Below are 17,084 nucleotides of genomic sequence, written 5' to 3' on the forward strand. Positions count from 1 at the left end.
CTTGCTTAAAGCGTGCCGTTGATTTTGGCGTTAAAGCCATAGACCGTGCCGGTCCCGGCATATTTAACCAGATTGACCTCGCGCGATTGGCCCGGTTCAAACCGGACAGCACTGCCTGCGGGAATATCCAGACGAAAACCGCGCGCGGCATCGCGGTCAAAATCAAGCCCCGGATTGGTTTCATAAAAATGATAGTGCGAACCAACTTGCACCGGGCGGTCGCCGGTATTGGACACCGTGATGGTTTTGGTTTCACGACCCTCATTTAAAATCAGGTTGCCTTCTTTGGTAATGATTTCACCTGGAATCATAATCATAAGCCCCCTTAACGGATCGGTTCGTGAACGGTGACAAGCTTGGTTCCGTCGGGGAACGTTGCTTCGACCTGAATGTCGTGGATCATTTCGGCAATGCCATCCATCACCTGATCGCGTTTGATCACGGTGGCCCCGTCGCGCATCAAATCGGCAACCGACCGACCATCGCGCGCACCCTCGACAACGTAATCGGTGATGATTGCGATGGATTCGGGATGGTTAAGCTTTACACCGCGTGCAAGGCGATTGCGCGCCACCATGGCGGCAACCGAAATCAGCAGTTTATCCTTTTCGCGTGGCGTTAAATTCATGCCTGCTTCCTCCTTGGATCCACCGTTTTAAATCTCCCACAAACGCGGCAAGCGTTCGGGAAGTCCCCGTGTTTTATGGCGGAACTGTTTCCACCATGCGCCGTAGACCCGGCGCAATTTCATCGGATCACGCGCCATAAAGCGCGCAATCACAATTCCCTTCATCGCGGTTGCCGCACACAGAACGGCCGCGTCATCCAGACCGTCACACGCCTGTGTTAAACACACCCGCGCATTATCCAACTGATCCTCGGCACCGTGACCAACCAAAATGGCGGTCGCCGCGGCGCGCGCGCCATCAAATGCCGCCGCGTGATCGAGCATGCGCAACACATCACCTTCAAGATGCAGCGCATCGCGCCAGATCGGGCGCCCGTCAATCGACACATCCCATGCATCGCGGGCAAGTCCCGTGGTAAATACTTCGCCGCGGGCAAGACGGCCAAACACCATCATTTCCCCGGCCATGATCATGCCCGTTCCGGTCGCAGCCACGGTTGTTTTGCGCCGCAACCGCGCCTGATCAAACAGGATGGTTTCATGGGGCAACCATTCCAGCCAGCCACCATCGCCAACGCCCAGATCAACCGACATTTCACAATCAAGCCCAGCAGATCGATAAATCTTTTCCGCCGCCTGGGCTGTAAACAACGCAGACGCGCCGTCAGAAACACGACCTTCAAACGCCAGCTTATCGCCACCGACCATACCGCCGGATGTTGTCACCAAAACAGCCGTGGTCAGATCCCCCGCCACAGGGCGCGGAAACAGGATTTTCATCGGATCGCGGTAATACAGATGATCAAGTGCCGCATGCCCGCCCTGATGGGTCGGGCCGGTTCCCGTTCGAAACGTCACCTCGGCGCGGCCATCGGTTTTGATGCGCGCGTTCTCTGCGGTCAGTCCAGTATCCGCGTTTTGGAGTGCGGAGATCGGGGTTTCGAGTTTGCAAAGTTGCACAAGGCCACCTGATGATTTGGTTCTTTACGTGAACCTGATACCGTTTTCCGGCAATTCCATCGGCCATAACAGCAAGATGCGGGCCAACCAGACAATCCATCGCAACCGACGGATTTCCGGCCCCGTTTAAGCGCGCAAATCACCCCAAACCTGCGCAAATTTTCGGCAAATGCTGATCAAACAGTCAGATAGGCCCGGACTTTTTCACGATCCAGCGTGTCCTTTGATCCGGATAAAACCACCTCGCCGCGTTCCAGCACGACAATCTCGTCGGCCAGTTCATGGGCAAATTCAAAATATTGCTCGACCAGAAGGATCGCCATATCACCACGATTGGCCAACTGTTTGATCACGCGCTGGATGTCCTTGATGATCGATGGCTGAATGCCTTCGGTCGGTTCATCAAGCACGAGCAATCTGGGCCGGGTGACAAGGGCGCGCCCAATCGCAAGCTGCTGTTGCTGTCCGCCCGAAAGATCCCCACCGCGACGGCCCAGCATGTCACGTAGGACCGGGAACAGTTCGAAAATCTCGTCAGGGATATGGCGCATGGCACGCGGCAAGGCGGCAAACCCGGTTTCAAGGTTTTCCTTCACGGTCAAAAGCGGGAAAATCTCACGTCCCTGCGGGACAATGGCGATACCATTGACCGAGCGCCGCCATGATGGATCGCGCGAGATATCCTTGCCTTCCCATTTGATGTTGCCATCCGCAATCGGATGCTGACCAACAACGGCACGCATCAGGGATGTTTTACCCACCCCATTACGGCCAAGCACGGCAGTAACTTTGCCCGTGCTTGCACTCAGCGACACTTTGCGCAGGGCATGGGACGCACCATAGAACAGATCAATATTGCTAACATCGAGCATGATTAAGTCTTTCCCCTAGCGTCCCAGATAAACTTCAATGACCCGCGGGTCTTTTTGCACATGATCAAGGCGGCCTTCGGCCAGCACCGATCCTTCGTGCAGCACAGTCACCTTGCAATCAAGGTCACGGACAAATTCCATGTCGTGCTCGACCACCACCACCGAATATTCCTTGGCGATTGTGCGCAAAAGTTTGGCGGTTTCTTCGGTTTCGGAATCGGTCATACCGGCAACCGGCTCATCGACCAAAAGAAGTTCAGGCTCCTGCATCAACAGCATGCCGATCTCCAGCCACTGTTTCTGCCCGTGCGACAGGTTGGCCGCCAATTCATCGCGCTTTTCATCAAGCATGATGGTGATCAGCGTTTTTTCGATCTTGATCTTTTCAGCACTCGAAAGACGATGGAACAGGGCCTTAAACACCCCGCGCCCGCCCGAACAGGCAAGCAGGAGGTTGTCAAACACCGTATGGCTTTCAAATACGGTCGGTTTCTGGAACTTGCGCCCGATGCCAAGATTGGCGATATCGGCCTCGTCCAGTTTGGTCAGGTCCGTTTCGCTTTTAAATAAAACGTCCCCGGTATCAGGCCGGGTTTTACCAGTGATGATATCCATCATCGTGGTTTTACCCGCCCCGTTCGGACCAATGATGGCGCGAAGCTCGCCCGGTTCGACATAAAACGACAGGTTATTGAGCGCCCGGAAACCATCAAAGGTCACCGACACCCCGTCGACATAGAGAATGGTTTCAGCACGGGCACTTTTAACTTGCACGTCTGGTTTGATATCCATGGCTTCGCTCATGCTTTGCCTCCTGCACTCAGGCGTTTTCGCATTGACGATAGGATTGATTGCCGGTCAGGCGCCCCGAATGCCGGAACCGCGCCAATCACGCCTTTGGGCAGAAGCAAGGTCACCGCAATGAACAACCCGCCAAGGAAGAACAGCCAGAAGTCCGGCATTACCCCGGTAAAGAAGGTCTTGGCATAGTTGACGATAAACGCGCCAAGCACCGCCCCATACAGCGTGCCGCGCCCGCCAACCGCGACCCAAATGACGATTTCAATCGAAAGGGCCGGAGCAAATTCGCCCGGATTGATGATCCCGACCTGCGGCACATAAAGCGCACCGGCAATCCCGGCCATCACCGCCGAAATGGTAAAGACAAACAGCTTGTAATATTCAACCCGGTAGCCCGTAAACCGCACCCGGCTTTCGGCATCACGAATTGCGATTAAAACTTTGCCAAGGCGTGACTGGGTAATGCCGCGCGCCACGATGTAACAAATGCCAAGAAACACACAGGACGCGACAAACAGCCCGGCCCGCGTGCCATCCGATTGCAATGAATAGCCCAGCAAATCCTTGAAATCGGTCAGGCCGTTATTTCCGCCAAATCCCATATCGTTGCGGAAAAACGCCAGAAGAAGCGCATAGGTCATCGCCTGCGTAATGATCGAAAGATAAACCCCCGTGACGCGTGATCTGAACGCCAGGAACCCAAACACAAAGGCCAGTAATCCCGGCACAAACATCGCCATGACAATGGCGAACCAGAACATGTCAAAGCCGTACCAGTACCACGGCAATTCGGTCCAGTTCAGGAACACCATGAAATCGGGCAATTCCGGGTTGCCATAAACCCCGCGATCACCGATCTGACGCATCAGGTACATGCCCATGGCATAGCCGCCCAGCGCAAAGAACGCCCCGTGCCCCAACGACAAAATCCCGCAGAAGCCCCAGATCAAATCAACACTAAGTGCTAAAAGCGCATAGCACAGATATTTGCCCAAAAGGCTCAGCATCCATGTCGGCACGTGGAAGGACGAAGTTTCAGGCACCAACAGGTTTCCAATCGGCACCAGAATGGCTGCAGCAATCAGGATCGTGAGCAAAATCATGCCCCCGCGATCCTTAAGCAACCAGCCCACAACCGGCGTCATTTGATATTTTTGACTGTAATCGGTCATGGATCAGGCCTCCACCGCGCGGCCCTTAAGGGCGAACAGCCCCTTGGGTCGTTTCTGGATGAACAGGATCAGCGCAATCAGCACAAAGATTTTGGCCAAAACTGCACCGGCAAATGGTTCAAGGAACTTATTGACAATGCCAAGGCTGAACGCGCCCAGAACCGTGCCCCAAAGGTTTCCGACACCGCCAAACACAACCACCATGAAACTGTCGATGATATAGGTCTGACCAAGGTTCGGACTGACGTTTGAAATCTGGCTCAGCGCCACCCCGGCAATCCCGGCGATCCCCGATCCCAACCCAAAGGTCAACGCATCGACATAGCCCGTACGTATGCCAACCGACCCGGCCATGCGGCGGTTCTGGGTAACGGCGCGCATTTGAAGGCCAAAGGCGGTATAGCGCAGAACGCACGCAATCCCGGCAACCACAATCAGGCTAAACAGAATGATCCACAGCCGGTTATAGGTCAGGACCAGACCGGTCGAAAATTCAATCGCACCACTCATGAAATCGGGCGCTGTCACCTGTTGGTTGGTGGCCCCGAAAATCGTTCTGGTCGCTTGCTGCAACACCAGACTGACCCCCCATGTTGCCAGCAATGTTTCAAGCGGACGGCCATACAGGAACCGGATAACACAGCGTTCAATAACAACGCCGATCATCCCGGCGACCAAAAAGGCGGCGGGCACAGCAATGATCAAAGACCACGGCGATCCAGACGGCAGAACCGAACTTAAAATCTGCTGCACGACAAAGGTGGTATAGGCGCCGATCATGATCATTTCACCGTGGGCCATGTTAATGACCCCCATCACGCCAAAGGTGATGGCAAGCCCGACGGCGGCAAGGAGCAAAACCGACCCCAAACTGATCCCACGATAAACATCGCCAAGTGTTTGCCAGTTTGAAAGACGGCCTTCGACATTGGCCAACGCATCCTGTGCGGCAGTCACGACTTCGGGTTCAATCCCCTCGGCCTCGGCACTGGCAACAAATTGCGACAGAACCGCGCGAATTTGCGGGGTGGTTTCACTGGCCAGAACGTCGATGGCAGCCAACCGTTCCTCGGCATTTTCACCCGCGGCCAGGGCCATGGTCGCGCGCGCCAAATTCATCCGCGCCAGAAGCGTTTCATCGTCTTCGCGCTCAATCGCGCGTAAAAGCAACGGCAACATCGCCGGATCACGGGCATCCATGATCTGCTCTACGGCAGCGGTTCGCACGGCATGGTCGGGACTAAACAGGTTCAGGGTTGCCAGCGCATCGCGAAGCGCCCCGCGCAACCGGTTGTTGACCTTGATTTTATCAAGTTCCTTGGATGAACTTTCCCCGGCTTCTTCACCACTGATGATATCGATATGGGTATAGACCTTGCCCTTTTTGGTCGCGATCACGACATGTTCGTCGCTGTCACGAACATAAAGGTCACCTTCGAGCATCGCCTTAAGGATTGGCGCGACGCGCGGATCGCCGTCTGCGGCCATTTCTTCGATGATGGCAACCTGTTTGGTCGAACTTTTGTCATTGAGTTGTTCGGCAATATTGCGCAGTTCCTCGTCGCTAAAAGCCTGCGCAACATTGGGAGAAACCACAGCAAACATCATCAAACAGGCAACCATACCGCAAATCCGGACGGCAAACCGGCGCGTCTGCGTGATGGAAAACGGGGAACGGCGCAGCACTGAAAACATGTCATTGCGCATGATCACCAAACCTTTGTATTCAATATGGAAAATGGGAAAAAGAATAGATCAGACGATGGCGGCACCTTGGCCTGCCTGACAGCGAACAGGCCGGTCGCGTTCCCACGACCGGCCCGCCCAACACCGATTAGTACATCGGTTTTTCACAGTTGCCGCAGACCCAAGGATAGGTCCAGTCGGCGGTCAATTTTGCGCTTTCTGGCAAGAAGTCCGACCATGCATCGCCAACAACCGTACCTTCGGTTTCCCAAACGGTGTCAAACTGGCCATCATCCTGTACTTCACCGATCAGAACCGGCTTGGACAGGTGGTGGTTGGTGTTCATGACAGCCATACCACCAGTCAAGTTTGCAACTTCCTGGCCATACATGGCCTGACGCACCGCATCAACATCGATGGTGCCAGCCTGCTCAACAGCCTGTTTCCACATGTTAAAGCCGATGTAGGTTGCTTCCATCGGATCGTTGGTGACACGTGCGTCATCACCAATGAAGGCATGCCATTTTTCGATAAAGGCCGTGTTGGCATCAGACTCAACAGACTGGAAGTAGTTCCAGGCTGCAAGGTGACCAACAAGCGGCTTGGTATCAATACCAGCAAGCTCTTCTTCACCGACAGAGAACGCAACAACCGGAATGTCTTCGGCTTTGATGCCCTGGTTGGCGAGTTCCTTGTAGAACGGAACGTTCGCATCACCGTTAATGGTCGAAACCACGGCGGTTTTCTTACCGGCTGACGCGAATGCTTTTACATCCGCAACAATCGACTGCCAGTCGGAATGACCGAACGGGGTGTAGTTTTCCATGATGTCTTCATCAGAGATACCCTTACCGTTCAGGTAAGACCGCAGGATTTTGTTGGTGGTACGCGGATAAACGTAATCGGTACCAAGCAGAACAATACGTTCTGCAGAACCGCCGTCTTCGCTCATCAGGTAATCAACAGCCGGAATGGCCTGCTGGTTCGGCGCGGCACCGGTATAAAATACGTTGCGCGAACTTTCTTCGCCTTCGTACTGAACCGGATAGAACAGCATGCTGTTCAGCTCTTCAAACACCGGCAGAACCGATTTACGCGAAACCGAGGTCCAGCAGCCAAAAACAACATCGACTTTATCTTTTTCGATGAGTTCGCGGGCTTTCTCGGCGAAAAGTGGCCAGTCGGATGCCGGGTCAACGACCACAGCCTCGACCTGCTTACCAAGCAAACCACCATTTTTGTTCAGATCATCCACCAGCATCAGGACAGTATCCTTCAATGTGGTTTCAGAAATCGCCATCGTCCCCGAAAGAGAATGCAGCACACCTACCTTAATGGTATCTGCTGCTTGTGCGGCTGACATGGTCATAACAGACAATGCCAAGGCCCCAGCGCCCATGAGCGCTTGAAGCTTCTTATTCATTTATAGCCTCCACTGCGAGTTTATTGCACCGCAGTGGTACTAGCTAAAACCGTGCCAGAATCACCCTCTTATGGAATAAAATCAAGAATCGAGGGATTCCCACGCAATATCCAACTATTTTACATCGCAGTTTCGGGAAATATTTGCGCGGACCACATTTTATCTGACCATTTTTCAATCATAGATTAAAATTTGATTATTTTTTAATCATATTGACGCACCTGCCACCAGCCCCTATTTCAAGGACGGAAGTTTCGCCACCGCTTGCGGTTATTGCACCACAATCCCGCCTTGCCATTGGCGGCTTCCCGCCCTGCGGGTTCGCCCGCAGGGCGTTATCCGTATCAACGTCAAAATCATTCTGCTGCCAGAAGGTGATCTTCAGGGGCGATTGACGCAATTACATTTCGGATTTGATCGCGCAACCAAACCAGCCCGACGTCCTTGTCGGTCCAGACCGCCCAGTTCATCGTCACCGGTGGAAATCCGACTTCAATTGGCATCTGGCAAAAGCTCAACCCAAATAACGGGGCATACTGGGTGGCAATACGGCACGGAACCGTTGCGATAATCGGTGCATTGCGCGCCGCAGCCAAAAGCGGCATGAAATCAGGGGCCGCCATGACGACGTTCAAATTGATCCCCAACCCCTGCAACGCATCGCCGACACATCCCGCAACGTTACCTGTCTGCGACAACACCGCGTGGCGTGACGCCAGATAATCCTCACGCGACAAAGGGCGGCTCAACTTAAGGAGATTGGGGTTAAAGCAGCACGCCACTTCGGACTTAAAAAGAACCTCGCCGAAATAGCCTGATTGCAACGGGCTTTTACATCCGATTGCCAAATCAATCTCGCCATTATTGATCATCGGATCAACGCTGTCGGTGGTGATCGTGCGGCTTAAAAGCTTGGTCCCGGGGGCATGTATCTGCAAATGACGCAGCAACACCGGAAGCAGGATCATTTCCATTTCGCCGGTCACCCCGATGCGAAACACACGCTCCGCCGTTGCCGGATCAAAGCAATCGGACGCCTGAAGCGCATTTTGCGCCTGTGACAAGGCGGTCCGAACGGGCCCGGCCAATGCACGGGCCTTGGCGGTTGGTTGCATTTTCTGCCCGACCCGCACAAACAGATCGTCCTGCAACAACACGCGCAGTGTTGATAAATTGTGACTCATGGCCGATTGCCCAATCCGCAATTTTTCGGCGGATTTGGTCACGCTAAGCTCTTGCATCATTGCGTCAAACGCAACCATGAGGTTGAGATCGAATGACCGTAAATTGAAATGATCAATATTATCCATGACCCGCATCGATTTGATTACTGATGAAATGGACTATACATTTTGCCCATAAACTTACAACCCGCCGGTTTGCCCGGCATCTTTAGGAGGAAAAGATCCATGTTATCACGTCGCGACATGCTCAAAGGGTCATTGGCCGCCGCCGCCATCGGTGCCGTTGGCAGCACTGTATTTGTTCCCCTGCGTGCGGATGCCAAGGCCCCTTTGGCCGGAACACAGGCACCGGGGTATTACCGCCTGATGGTCGGCGACGTCGAAGTCACCGCCCTGTCGGATGGTACCGGCCATTTCCCATTGGCCGATCTTTATCTTAACACCACGCCCGAACATGCCCGTACCGCCCTTGCCAATGCGTTTCAGGGCACGCCGACACATGTATCGGTCAACGCATACTTGCTGAATTTCGGGGACCGGCTGGTGCTGCTTGATGCGGGTACCAGTGACTTGATGGGCCCTGCCCTTGGCAAACTGCCGGCCAACATCATCGCATCGGGCTATCACCCCGATCAGATTGATGATGTCGTCATCACCCACATCCACACCGACCATACCGGCGGGCTGACACTCAATGGCAAAAAGGTCTTTGCCAATGCCACGGTCCATGTCCCCAAACTTGATGCGGATTACTGGCTTGATCCGGCCATCCGCGACGCAGCCCCCGATGAAGCCAAGGCATTCTTTGATCAGGCGGTCTCGGCCACCAAACCCTATGTCGACAGCGGCACGCTCAAAACCTATGACGCCGATGCGCCAGCCCTTCCGGGTTTGGTCAACACGACCCATCGCCCCGGCCACACGCCGGGCCACAGCGCGCTGTGGTTTGAAAGCAAAGGCGAGAAGTTTGTCTATTGGGGCGACATCACCCATGGCGATATCCTTCAGTTCGACGAACCGGGCGTTTCAATCGCCTTTGACGTCGATCCCAATCAGGCGATTGAAACCCGCGAAGCTGCCTTTGCCGAGGCGGTCGCGGAAAAATATCTGGTTGCTGGCTGTCACATCGCATTCCCGGGCATCGGCCATGTCCGCGAAGATGCCACCATGTATGACTGGGTTCCGATGAACTATCGCGCCGACGTCTGATCCCCCATCCCCGCCGGGTCTTTGCCCGGCACGTCAACGCAAAAGGGCGGCCGCATCACGCGACCGCCCTTTTGCGTCATCAACCAAGATTGGTGATTATTCCGGCATGCCCGCACGTATCCACTGGCCAAGCTGGGCACGTTCTTCGTCGGACATTTCCGTGATATTGCCAAGCGGCATGGCCCGGCCAATCACGGCCTGTGCCAAAACGCGCTGGGCATTGGCTTCGATCTGGGCCAGATCATCAAACATCACGCCCGCCGGGGCCTCGTCGAACCCTTCGTCGCGCGGGTTTTGCGAATGACAGCTCGCACAGCGTGTTTGAACAATCGCCAACGCATGATCAGCCGTGATGATGTCCTCATCCGCAAGCTTGACCGCATTGGGATCATAGGATGCAAACATCGCCAAAATCGCCATCCCAACACCGGCTGCCGGAAGTTGCCAGACAATTGCCTTGCCCGTCCCGCCCGCATTCCGCGTGTTAAAGAAATGACGCACCAGACCACCGATGATCAGGATCAACCCGACAATCAGCCATGACTGATCATGGGAAAACAGCATCGAATAATGGTTGCTGATCATCATCAGCAACACCGGCAGCGTCAGATAGTTATTATGGGTTGAGCGTTGCTTGGCCTGTAGCCCCAATGCCGGATCAGGCTTTTCCCCGGCCATCAGGCTGGCAACGACCTTTTTCTGATTGGGGATGATGATGCGAAACACATTGGCGGCCATGATCGTACCAATCATCGCCCCAACATGAATAAACGCGCCGCGACCACTAAACACATGGGTAAAGAAATAAGCCGCCACCATGATCAGGATAAACAGGGCAACCGCAAGCTTACCCGTACTTTTGCCAATCGCACTTTTGCACAGGATGTCATAGATCACCCACCCGGCAAACAGGCTGCCCAGCCCAATCAGGATCGCATCCATCTTGGTCAGCGCCAGAACACTTGGGTCGATCAAATAGCTTTCGGCACTCCAGTAATACATGGTCACCAAAAGCGCAAAACCGGTCAGCCAAGTGAAGTAAGCCTCATACTTGAACCAATGCAGGTCGGCTGGCATGGATTTGGGCGCAACCATCCATTTATTGACGTGATAAAACCCGCCGCCATGGACCATCCAGGCTTCGCCGTAGACACCTTCATCCATGTCTGGCCGCTTGCGCAAACTCAAATCCAGCCAGACAAAATAAAACGAAGACCCGATCCAGGCGATGCCCGTAATCAGATGCGCCCAGCGCAGGATCAAATTGATCCAGTCCTGAAACAGTATATCCACGGCGTTAGAAACCTCCGTCTCGCCCAAGGCAGATGACGATCAGGTCACGCTTGGGCTGCCCCTCTTTTGGGAATGATACCGGCGCCGCTTGTCCCCACGCCGACCAAGAATCATTCCAATCACTCTCTTATTCAGTCCTACCATAGGCGTAAGAGTACCTCTATTATTAACGCCCCGAGCATAATCGAAATGACTTTCAAACTATTCTTTAAAATGGCACAGTGGGCGCCGTTAAATTGAACAAACGACAACAATAAACGCCACAAGCCACGACCAGATCAGGAGCATCCCGCACTATGTCCGACTTTGAGGACATCCAGATTTTTGTCCGCGTTGCCGAACTTGGTAACCTTTCTGCCGCCGGGCGCGAATTGCGCCATTCGGCCGCCGTCGTGTCCAACCGGATTGCCCGACTTGAAGAACGTCTCGGCGTTCGCTTGCTCAACCGCACAACGCGCCGGGTTAATCTGACCACGGAGGGCGATGTTTATTACCGGCACTGCCTGCGCATTTTATCGGAAGTGCAGGAAGCCGAAAATGCCATCGCCAATCAGAAAAACACCACCCGCGGCCCGGTAACGCTGACTTGCCCGATTGCATTTGGCAACAAATATGTCGCCCCGATCATTCCGAAGTTTGTTGAAAAAAACCCGGATGTACAAATCCGCCTGCATCTGTCAGACCGGTTGTTGGACTTGTTGCAAGACAAGGTCGATCTTGCCATTCGCATTGCCGAGCTTAAGGAAAGCTCGCTCATCGTTCGCAAACTGGCGGCCAACAAACGCATGCTGGTGGCAAGCCCCGCCTATCTGGAAAAGCACGGCACACCAAATGTGCCCGGTGACCTTTTGCATCACAATTGCCTGTTGCTGCGCTTCCCCGGATCGCAACAATATCAATGGACGCTGGTCGGCCCGAATGACGAAGGCGCGGCCACCTTGGCGGTTTCGGGCTCGATGGATTCTGATAACGGCGAAGTCCTGACCCGCTGGTGTCTGGACGGCCATGGCATTGCGCTTAAATCACACTGGGAAGTCGGCACATACATCCGCGATGGCCGCCTGAAGGTGGTTCTGCCCGACTATCAACCGCCATCACATGCGGTCTATGCGCTGTATCCGGAAAACCGGTACCTTCCGACACGCGTGCGCGCCTTTGTCGATTTTCTGGTTGGTGAATTTGGCGGCACGCCGCCGTGGGACCGCTAAATACGCAAGTTTGATCCAGCCCATCCAAAATGAAAATGCCCCGGCACACAGCACGGGGCATGTTCATTTCAAGCCACATCTAGCCGCGTGATCAGCGTTTGGCTTCATTCAGATATCCACTGAGAACCGCCGCCACATTATGCCCGATCACGTCATGGGCGTAGCCGCCTTCCATGGCAAACACGGTTTTAAGGCCCAAGCGCCCGATCATTTGACCGATGCGTTTGAAATCATCGGTCTGGAGTTTGAAATCACAAATCGGTTCAGCTTCGTGGGCATCAACACCCAGTGCAATCACCAGCGCATCGGGTTGCCATGTCACAAGCTTTTGCATCGCCTTGGCATAACCCTGCCCCCATGCGCCAAAATCACTACCACCGGGAAGTGGAATATTAAGGTTCGTGCCCTGCCCGTCATTGCGCCCGGTTTCATTGGCATAGCCCATGAAGAACGGAAATTGATGGGTCGGATCAGCATGGAGTGAGATGGTTAAAACGTCGCCACGTTGATAGAAAATATCCTGCGCGCCATTGCCGTGATGGTAATCAATATCAAGGATCGCGACCTTTTTCGCCCCCTTGGAAATCATCCTCTGGGCTGCAATGGCGCAATTATTCAAAAAACAATACCCGCCATAACGGTTTGCATGGGCATGATGACCGGGTGGACGGGTTAGGGCAAAGGATGCTTCGCCGTCATGCCACGTCGCATCGGCAGCAGACGTAACAGTCTGCGCGCCCCAATAGGCCGCTTTCCACGTGCCTTGCGTGATCGGGGTATCTGATGAAATGGCAAACTGCCCCAGACGCGCACTAATGTGTTCGGGTTTACCGCCAGAAAAGCCCCCACTGGGCCAGACATAGGGGAACGCATCGCCCTTGTTACCCGCCTTGGCCCATGCGCCCCAGGCGTTTTCGATGAAATCGAGATAATCGGCATCGTGGATGGCGCGGATCGGATCCATGCCGTGATCAGCCGGATCAACAAGCTGCGCCTGTACAGCATGTGCGACCGCATCACGAATAATCGGAATGCGCCGGGCATTTTCAAAACAGGGCACCATGCGCCCGTGGTGCATTTCGCCAGCACCGTCATGGGCATCGTGGCGGGCATTAAAGAAAACACGCACGGCACAGTTCTCCTGTGAGAAGGGCAAGGAAAGAGCATCTCTAAGGATGCTCCTGGATCATCACCCTACCCCGATATGTTTAGAAAACGGTTATTTCTTGGCGGTATAGAGCAGCTTTTCAATCGTATCGAGGAACCCGCCCAGCTTATTGCGCAGATTTTCCGACTGTGTCGCCAGACGGCTGGCCATGTCGCGCGTGGTATCTGCGGCATCCCCCGTACGGCTGGCCATGTCGGAAACAACCGTGATGTTATCGGTAACTTCCTGTGCGCCGCTCGACGCCTGTTCGACATTGCGCGTGATGTTTGATGACAGGCTGGCCTGCGTTTCAACATTGCCCGAAATCATGTCCGAGCGCGCGGCCAGATCATCAATCACACCGGCAATTTCACGGATCGAGCCAACAGACTGCTCAATCGCGGTCTGGATGTCCTGAACTTTTTCTTCGATGCTTTCGGTGGCTTTACTGGTCTGATTGGCAAGACCTTTGACCTCATTGGCAACCACGGCAAACCCTTTGCCCGCCTCACCCGCACGCGCAGCCTCGATGGTCGCATTCAGGGCCAGAAGGTTGGTCTGGGCGGCAATATCACGGATAAAGCTGACAACTTCGACGATTTCACCGGCAGCCGCTTCAAGCTGGCCAATCCGGCCATCGGTTTCCTGCGCCAGACCATTGGCACGATGGGCAATTTCAACCGATTCACGTGCCTGATCGGACACTTCGCGGATTGACTGGTTCAGTTCTTCGGAGGCCTGCGACACCTCGGTCACATTGCTGGCGGTCTGACGCGCCGCGGCAGCAACAGTGGTCGAACGTGCACTTGTTTCATGGGCAATCGAATTGGCATCGCCCGATGCCTCGGACAAGGCCGAGGCCGCACTGGCAATTTCGTCAACAACGTCAAACGAACCACTTTTGAAATCATCAAGGATGGATGCAAAACCCGACAGTTTTTCTTCGATTGATGCGGTCGCGGCGTTGATGCGTTTTGCCGATGACAGATATTCACCAACAAGCCCGGTTTCGACAATCCGGCGATAATACCGGTTTTCCGAAACGGCCCCCATCGATGCGGCACTTTCGCGCAAGAACGCATCATTACGGTCGATCAACCGGTTGATCGCGATAAACAATTCGCGCATGTCCGAATGACTGTCGACATTGGTAATACGCGCTTCGTAATCACCTTCGGCTGCGGCCAGAACCACATCCAGTGCCTTTTTGATACCTGATTTGGAACCACCAAATAGCGCCATTGCGAACCTCGAACCTCTTGGTCTTAAAGACTTTGGATGAATTTATCGTATGCCATACCGGCATCGGAAAGCTTTTGCGCAAGAACCTTGGATGCGGCCATCATACCGTCCTTACGGTTGGCCGTACTGTCCTCGATCTTGCGCAGCTCCGCATAAAGCGGAATGATCGTTTGCTTAAGAATCTTTGGGTCGGCAACCCGGCGATTGGAATGATAACCAATCACCTTGTGCGCGGCATCAAATGTCGGGGTGATATGGGCATAGACCCAGTAATGATCACCCTTTTTGCCCATATTCACGACATAGGCAAAAATCTCGTGCCCGGCTGCAATTTCATCCCACAGCATTTTGAAAATGCAGCGCGGCATATCAGGGTGACGGATGAGCGAATGGGGCTGCCCTAAGACTTCCTTTTCACTGAAGTCAGCCAAGCTCAAAAACAGTTCGTTGGCATAGGTGATCCGACCTTTAAGATCGGTCTTGCTCACAATCAGTTCTTCTGGTTTGAAATGGCGTTCTTTGCCGGACGGCTGAACACCTGAACGCTTTTCACTCACCTTCAATACCCCGTTTATATTCTTCTTTCCCTGCAATTAAGGCGTGCAGGGAATTTTGACTGTCCGATTATCATGTAACCTTAATTCAGCGAAGAAAAAATGTAAATTTATCTTATATTTCAGACCCTAAGCCCGTTCGCAAAAATAAGATCAATTCAAAGACTTAACCTCTTTCACGGATGGGCGATTTGGTCGGATTTACCTACACTGGAAAGCTGAAATTCTTCTAATCGCCCCGACAACGAACGCCCCGAAAAGGATTGATACATCCTTGCGTGCGATGTTCATGTATCATTGCCGCGTCAGGCAGGGTTTGTCTTGGGGGATACATGCAACAAGACCTTCGTAATTTTCCGTTCCGCGTTGTTATTCACGAAAAGCAGTCTGCGCAAAACGTTTTGGACTGGCTTGATAAAAATATCCGCAGTGACCGCTGGACCATGGGCATTCGCAACATCGAAATTCCCCGCTCCGGGCAATCCGCACCGTTTGTCGATATGGTGATCTATTTTGCGCGCCGCGATGACATGGACCTGTTTCGCGAACGCTGGGCGGGTAAAACCCGCGAACACAAAGTCAAACTGCGTGGTGTGCGCGCAGCATTTTATGCCTTGCGCCATCCCAAGACCGACATGGTCGCCTATGAAAAGTCAGCAGCCCCTGTCGCCAAATCCCAAAAGCCAAAAGCCTGATCAATCCAAAAAAGCCCCGCGCACGTTAATGCACGGGGCTTCGTTATTTAGAGCAATTTCGACATGCTGGCATCAATGCGACCCGGGTGCTGGCCCAAACGATTTGACGTCGCCGATGGACGTGCCAAAACATTTTCCGCACACCGCATCAAACGTCAAACTTGCAATTACGCTAGGGTCAGGACCTAGCGTCCCCCGTGCGGGGGATGCGCAAACGAGGCAATTCTCTTTCAATCACCTGACAAGCTTCCCGGCCCATATACCTTGATGTTCAACATATGCCGGGCTCAGCATTTCAGGAGAATCCAGATGAAAAAACTCGTCCTTTCATGCGCAATGCTTGCCGCTTTGGCGGCATGCCAAACAACGAGCAAGGTGGTCCGCAGTACCGATTTAAACCTTTTGGCGCTTGAAAAGCCTGAATTGGCTGTAGGTAATACCTATGCTTATTATGACGATGGGGAGCACGAAGTTACGACCGTTACCGCCGCTGGCGATGGCGTCTACAGCTTTGAAGTCACCAAAGGCGCCAGCACTGGCTGCACCTATGATGGCGACGGCTTCTTTGCACCAGACATCACTTGGACCGATTGCAGTGGGTCAACAGGCAGCCAAACCCTGACCAAAACCGGCGAAATCTGGCCGCTAAAGATTGGCAACACAGAATCTTACGGTATTGAAGGCACAGACGGAACCAAGAGCTGGACCGAGACCCGTGATTGTAGCGTAATCGGCACTGCGATGGTGACATTGGGCACCACCACAATTCCGACCTATGAAGTGGTTTGCAAGGACAACTCAAGCACCCGGACCTGGTTCTATTCCCAGAGCCACAAGTTCCCGGTTAAATACACCAAGGTTCACAAAAAGCGTGGACTTGTGGATCAACGCGAACTTGACCTTGGTCAGAAGGCCGGTTGATCGTGCGATCTGCCAGATTGTTGTAATCCGGCACTAAATTGTGTCTGGTTCCGCTACCCGGGAACCAGACACAATCCCCATTATGGCTC

Annotated in this window: 17 protein-coding genes; 4 read left to right on the forward strand and 13 right to left on the reverse strand. The window is 53.8% G+C overall.

Translation table 11 applies throughout. The features are described 5' to 3' along the window. Positions 1-5: 5 nt before the first annotated feature. The 9 genes from AMM48_RS06840 to AMM48_RS06880 form a co-directional block, all read right to left on the reverse strand. Positions 6-311, reverse strand: a complete 306-nt coding sequence (locus AMM48_RS06840; RefSeq protein WP_102783513.1) for an urease subunit beta — start codon at positions 309-311, stop codon at positions 6-8. Between the two features lie 14 nt (positions 312-325). Next, complete coding sequence (locus AMM48_RS06845; RefSeq protein ID WP_102783443.1) at positions 326-628, reverse strand: urease subunit gamma; 303 nt, start codon at positions 626-628, stop codon at positions 326-328. Positions 629-655: 27 nt separating this feature from the next. Beyond that, positions 656-1,588 (reverse strand): urease accessory protein UreD, encoded by a 933-nt coding sequence (locus AMM48_RS06850; RefSeq protein ID WP_102783444.1) that lies wholly within the window; start codon positions 1,586-1,588, stop codon positions 656-658. 176 nt (positions 1,589-1,764) lie between these two features. Then, positions 1,765-2,460 carry an urea ABC transporter ATP-binding subunit UrtE gene (gene urtE / locus AMM48_RS06855; protein WP_101304686.1) on the reverse strand — a complete coding sequence of 232 codons (696 nt, stop codon included), beginning with the start codon at positions 2,458-2,460 and terminating at the stop codon, positions 1,765-1,767. A gap of 15 nt (positions 2,461-2,475) precedes the next feature. Then, complete coding sequence (gene urtD, locus AMM48_RS06860; protein WP_244271141.1) at positions 2,476-3,264, reverse strand: urea ABC transporter ATP-binding protein UrtD; 789 nt, start codon at positions 3,262-3,264, stop codon at positions 2,476-2,478. After that, on the reverse strand, positions 3,261-4,433 hold the full coding sequence (gene urtC / locus AMM48_RS06865) for an urea ABC transporter permease subunit UrtC (RefSeq protein WP_022732592.1): 1,173 nt from the start codon (positions 4,431-4,433) through the stop codon (positions 3,261-3,263). The genes urtD and urtC overlap by 4 nt, the downstream gene beginning before the upstream one ends. A gap of 3 nt (positions 4,434-4,436) precedes the next feature. Beyond that, entirely contained in the window at positions 4,437-6,140 is a 1,704-nt protein-coding gene (gene urtB, locus AMM48_RS06870) for an urea ABC transporter permease subunit UrtB (RefSeq protein ID WP_102783445.1), read from the reverse strand. 127 nt (positions 6,141-6,267) lie between these two features. Beyond that, positions 6,268-7,488: an urea ABC transporter substrate-binding protein gene (gene urtA, locus AMM48_RS06875; RefSeq protein WP_244271151.1), complete on the reverse strand. Its 1,221-nt coding sequence runs from the start codon at positions 7,486-7,488 to the stop codon at positions 6,268-6,270. Positions 7,489-7,898: 410 nt separating this feature from the next. Beyond that, on the reverse strand, positions 7,899-8,852 hold the full coding sequence (locus AMM48_RS06880; RefSeq protein WP_181951554.1) for a LysR family transcriptional regulator: 954 nt from the start codon (positions 8,850-8,852) through the stop codon (positions 7,899-7,901). A 99-nt stretch (positions 8,853-8,951) separates the two neighbouring features. Here AMM48_RS06880 and AMM48_RS06885 point away from each other — a divergent pair, with 99 nt between their 5' ends. Further along, positions 8,952-9,935: an MBL fold metallo-hydrolase gene (locus AMM48_RS06885; RefSeq protein ID WP_102783448.1), complete on the forward strand. Its 984-nt coding sequence runs from the start codon at positions 8,952-8,954 to the stop codon at positions 9,933-9,935. A gap of 96 nt (positions 9,936-10,031) precedes the next feature. On the opposite strand, the gene AMM48_RS06890 is transcribed toward AMM48_RS06885, so the two are convergent. Next, positions 10,032-11,228: a urate hydroxylase PuuD gene (locus AMM48_RS06890; RefSeq protein WP_102783449.1), complete on the reverse strand. Its 1,197-nt coding sequence runs from the start codon at positions 11,226-11,228 to the stop codon at positions 10,032-10,034. Between the two features lie 296 nt (positions 11,229-11,524). Between AMM48_RS06890 and AMM48_RS06895 the strand changes: the two genes are divergently transcribed. Beyond that, positions 11,525-12,436, forward strand: a complete 912-nt coding sequence (locus AMM48_RS06895) for a LysR family transcriptional regulator (protein WP_102783450.1) — start codon at positions 11,525-11,527, stop codon at positions 12,434-12,436. Between the two features lie 91 nt (positions 12,437-12,527). Here AMM48_RS06895 and AMM48_RS06900 read toward each other — a convergent pair whose 3' ends face one another. From AMM48_RS06900 to AMM48_RS06910, 3 genes are all read right to left on the reverse strand, one after another. Next, positions 12,528-13,565, reverse strand: coding sequence for a histone deacetylase family protein (locus AMM48_RS06900; protein ID WP_102783451.1), 1,038 nt, complete (start codon positions 13,563-13,565; stop codon positions 12,528-12,530). A 90-nt stretch (positions 13,566-13,655) separates the two neighbouring features. Next, a complete protein-coding gene (locus AMM48_RS06905) occupies positions 13,656-14,825 on the reverse strand; it encodes a methyl-accepting chemotaxis protein (RefSeq protein WP_102783452.1) in 1,170 nt (389 codons plus the stop codon). Positions 14,826-14,848: 23 nt separating this feature from the next. Further along, entirely contained in the window at positions 14,849-15,382 is a 534-nt protein-coding gene (locus AMM48_RS06910) for a PAS domain-containing protein (protein WP_102783453.1), read from the reverse strand. 329 nt (positions 15,383-15,711) lie between these two features. On the opposite strand from AMM48_RS06910, the gene AMM48_RS06915 reads away from it, so the two are divergent. Continuing rightward, positions 15,712-16,074 carry a hypothetical protein gene (locus AMM48_RS06915; RefSeq protein WP_102783454.1) on the forward strand — a complete coding sequence of 121 codons (363 nt, stop codon included), beginning with the start codon at positions 15,712-15,714 and terminating at the stop codon, positions 16,072-16,074. Positions 16,075-16,383: 309 nt separating this feature from the next. Then, the gene (locus AMM48_RS06920) at positions 16,384-16,995 is read left to right on the forward strand and encodes a hypothetical protein (protein WP_102783455.1); all 612 of its coding nucleotides are present in this window, start codon (positions 16,384-16,386) and stop codon (positions 16,993-16,995) included. The last annotated feature ends 89 nt before the right edge of the window (positions 16,996-17,084 follow it).

The organism is Thalassospira sp. GB04J01, assembly GCF_000751115.1.
Lineage (GTDB): Bacteria > Pseudomonadota > Alphaproteobacteria > Rhodospirillales > Thalassospiraceae > Thalassospira > Thalassospira lucentensis.

Coding starts and splice junctions, on each gene's coding strand:
- AMM48_RS06840 (WP_102783513.1), bottom strand. CDS start 311: ATGATTCCAGGTGAAATCATTACCAAAGAAGGCAACCTGATTTTAAAT.
- AMM48_RS06895 (WP_102783450.1), top strand. CDS start 11,525: ATGTCCGACTTTGAGGACATCCAGATTTTTGTCCGCGTTGCCGAACTT.
- AMM48_RS06845 (WP_102783443.1), bottom strand. CDS start 628: ATGAATTTAACGCCACGCGAAAAGGATAAACTGCTGATTTCGGTTGCC.
- urtD (WP_244271141.1), bottom strand. CDS start 3,264: ATGAGCGAAGCCATGGATATCAAACCAGACGTGCAAGTTAAAAGTGCC.
- AMM48_RS06905 (WP_102783452.1), bottom strand. CDS start 14,825: ATGGCGCTATTTGGTGGTTCCAAATCAGGTATCAAAAAGGCACTGGAT.
- AMM48_RS06885 (WP_102783448.1), top strand. CDS start 8,952: ATGTTATCACGTCGCGACATGCTCAAAGGGTCATTGGCCGCCGCCGCC.
- urtE (WP_101304686.1), bottom strand. CDS start 2,460: ATGCTCGATGTTAGCAATATTGATCTGTTCTATGGTGCGTCCCATGCC.
- urtA (WP_244271151.1), bottom strand. CDS start 7,488: ATGACCATGTCAGCCGCACAAGCAGCAGATACCATTAAGGTAGGTGTG.
- AMM48_RS06880 (WP_181951554.1), bottom strand. CDS start 8,852: ATGGATAATATTGATCATTTCAATTTACGGTCATTCGATCTCAACCTC.
- AMM48_RS06915 (WP_102783454.1), top strand. CDS start 15,712: ATGCAACAAGACCTTCGTAATTTTCCGTTCCGCGTTGTTATTCACGAA.
- urtB (WP_102783445.1), bottom strand. CDS start 6,140: ATGCGCAATGACATGTTTTCAGTGCTGCGCCGTTCCCCGTTTTCCATC.
- AMM48_RS06920 (WP_102783455.1), top strand. CDS start 16,384: ATGAAAAAACTCGTCCTTTCATGCGCAATGCTTGCCGCTTTGGCGGCA.
- urtC (WP_022732592.1), bottom strand. CDS start 4,433: ATGACCGATTACAGTCAAAAATATCAAATGACGCCGGTTGTGGGCTGG.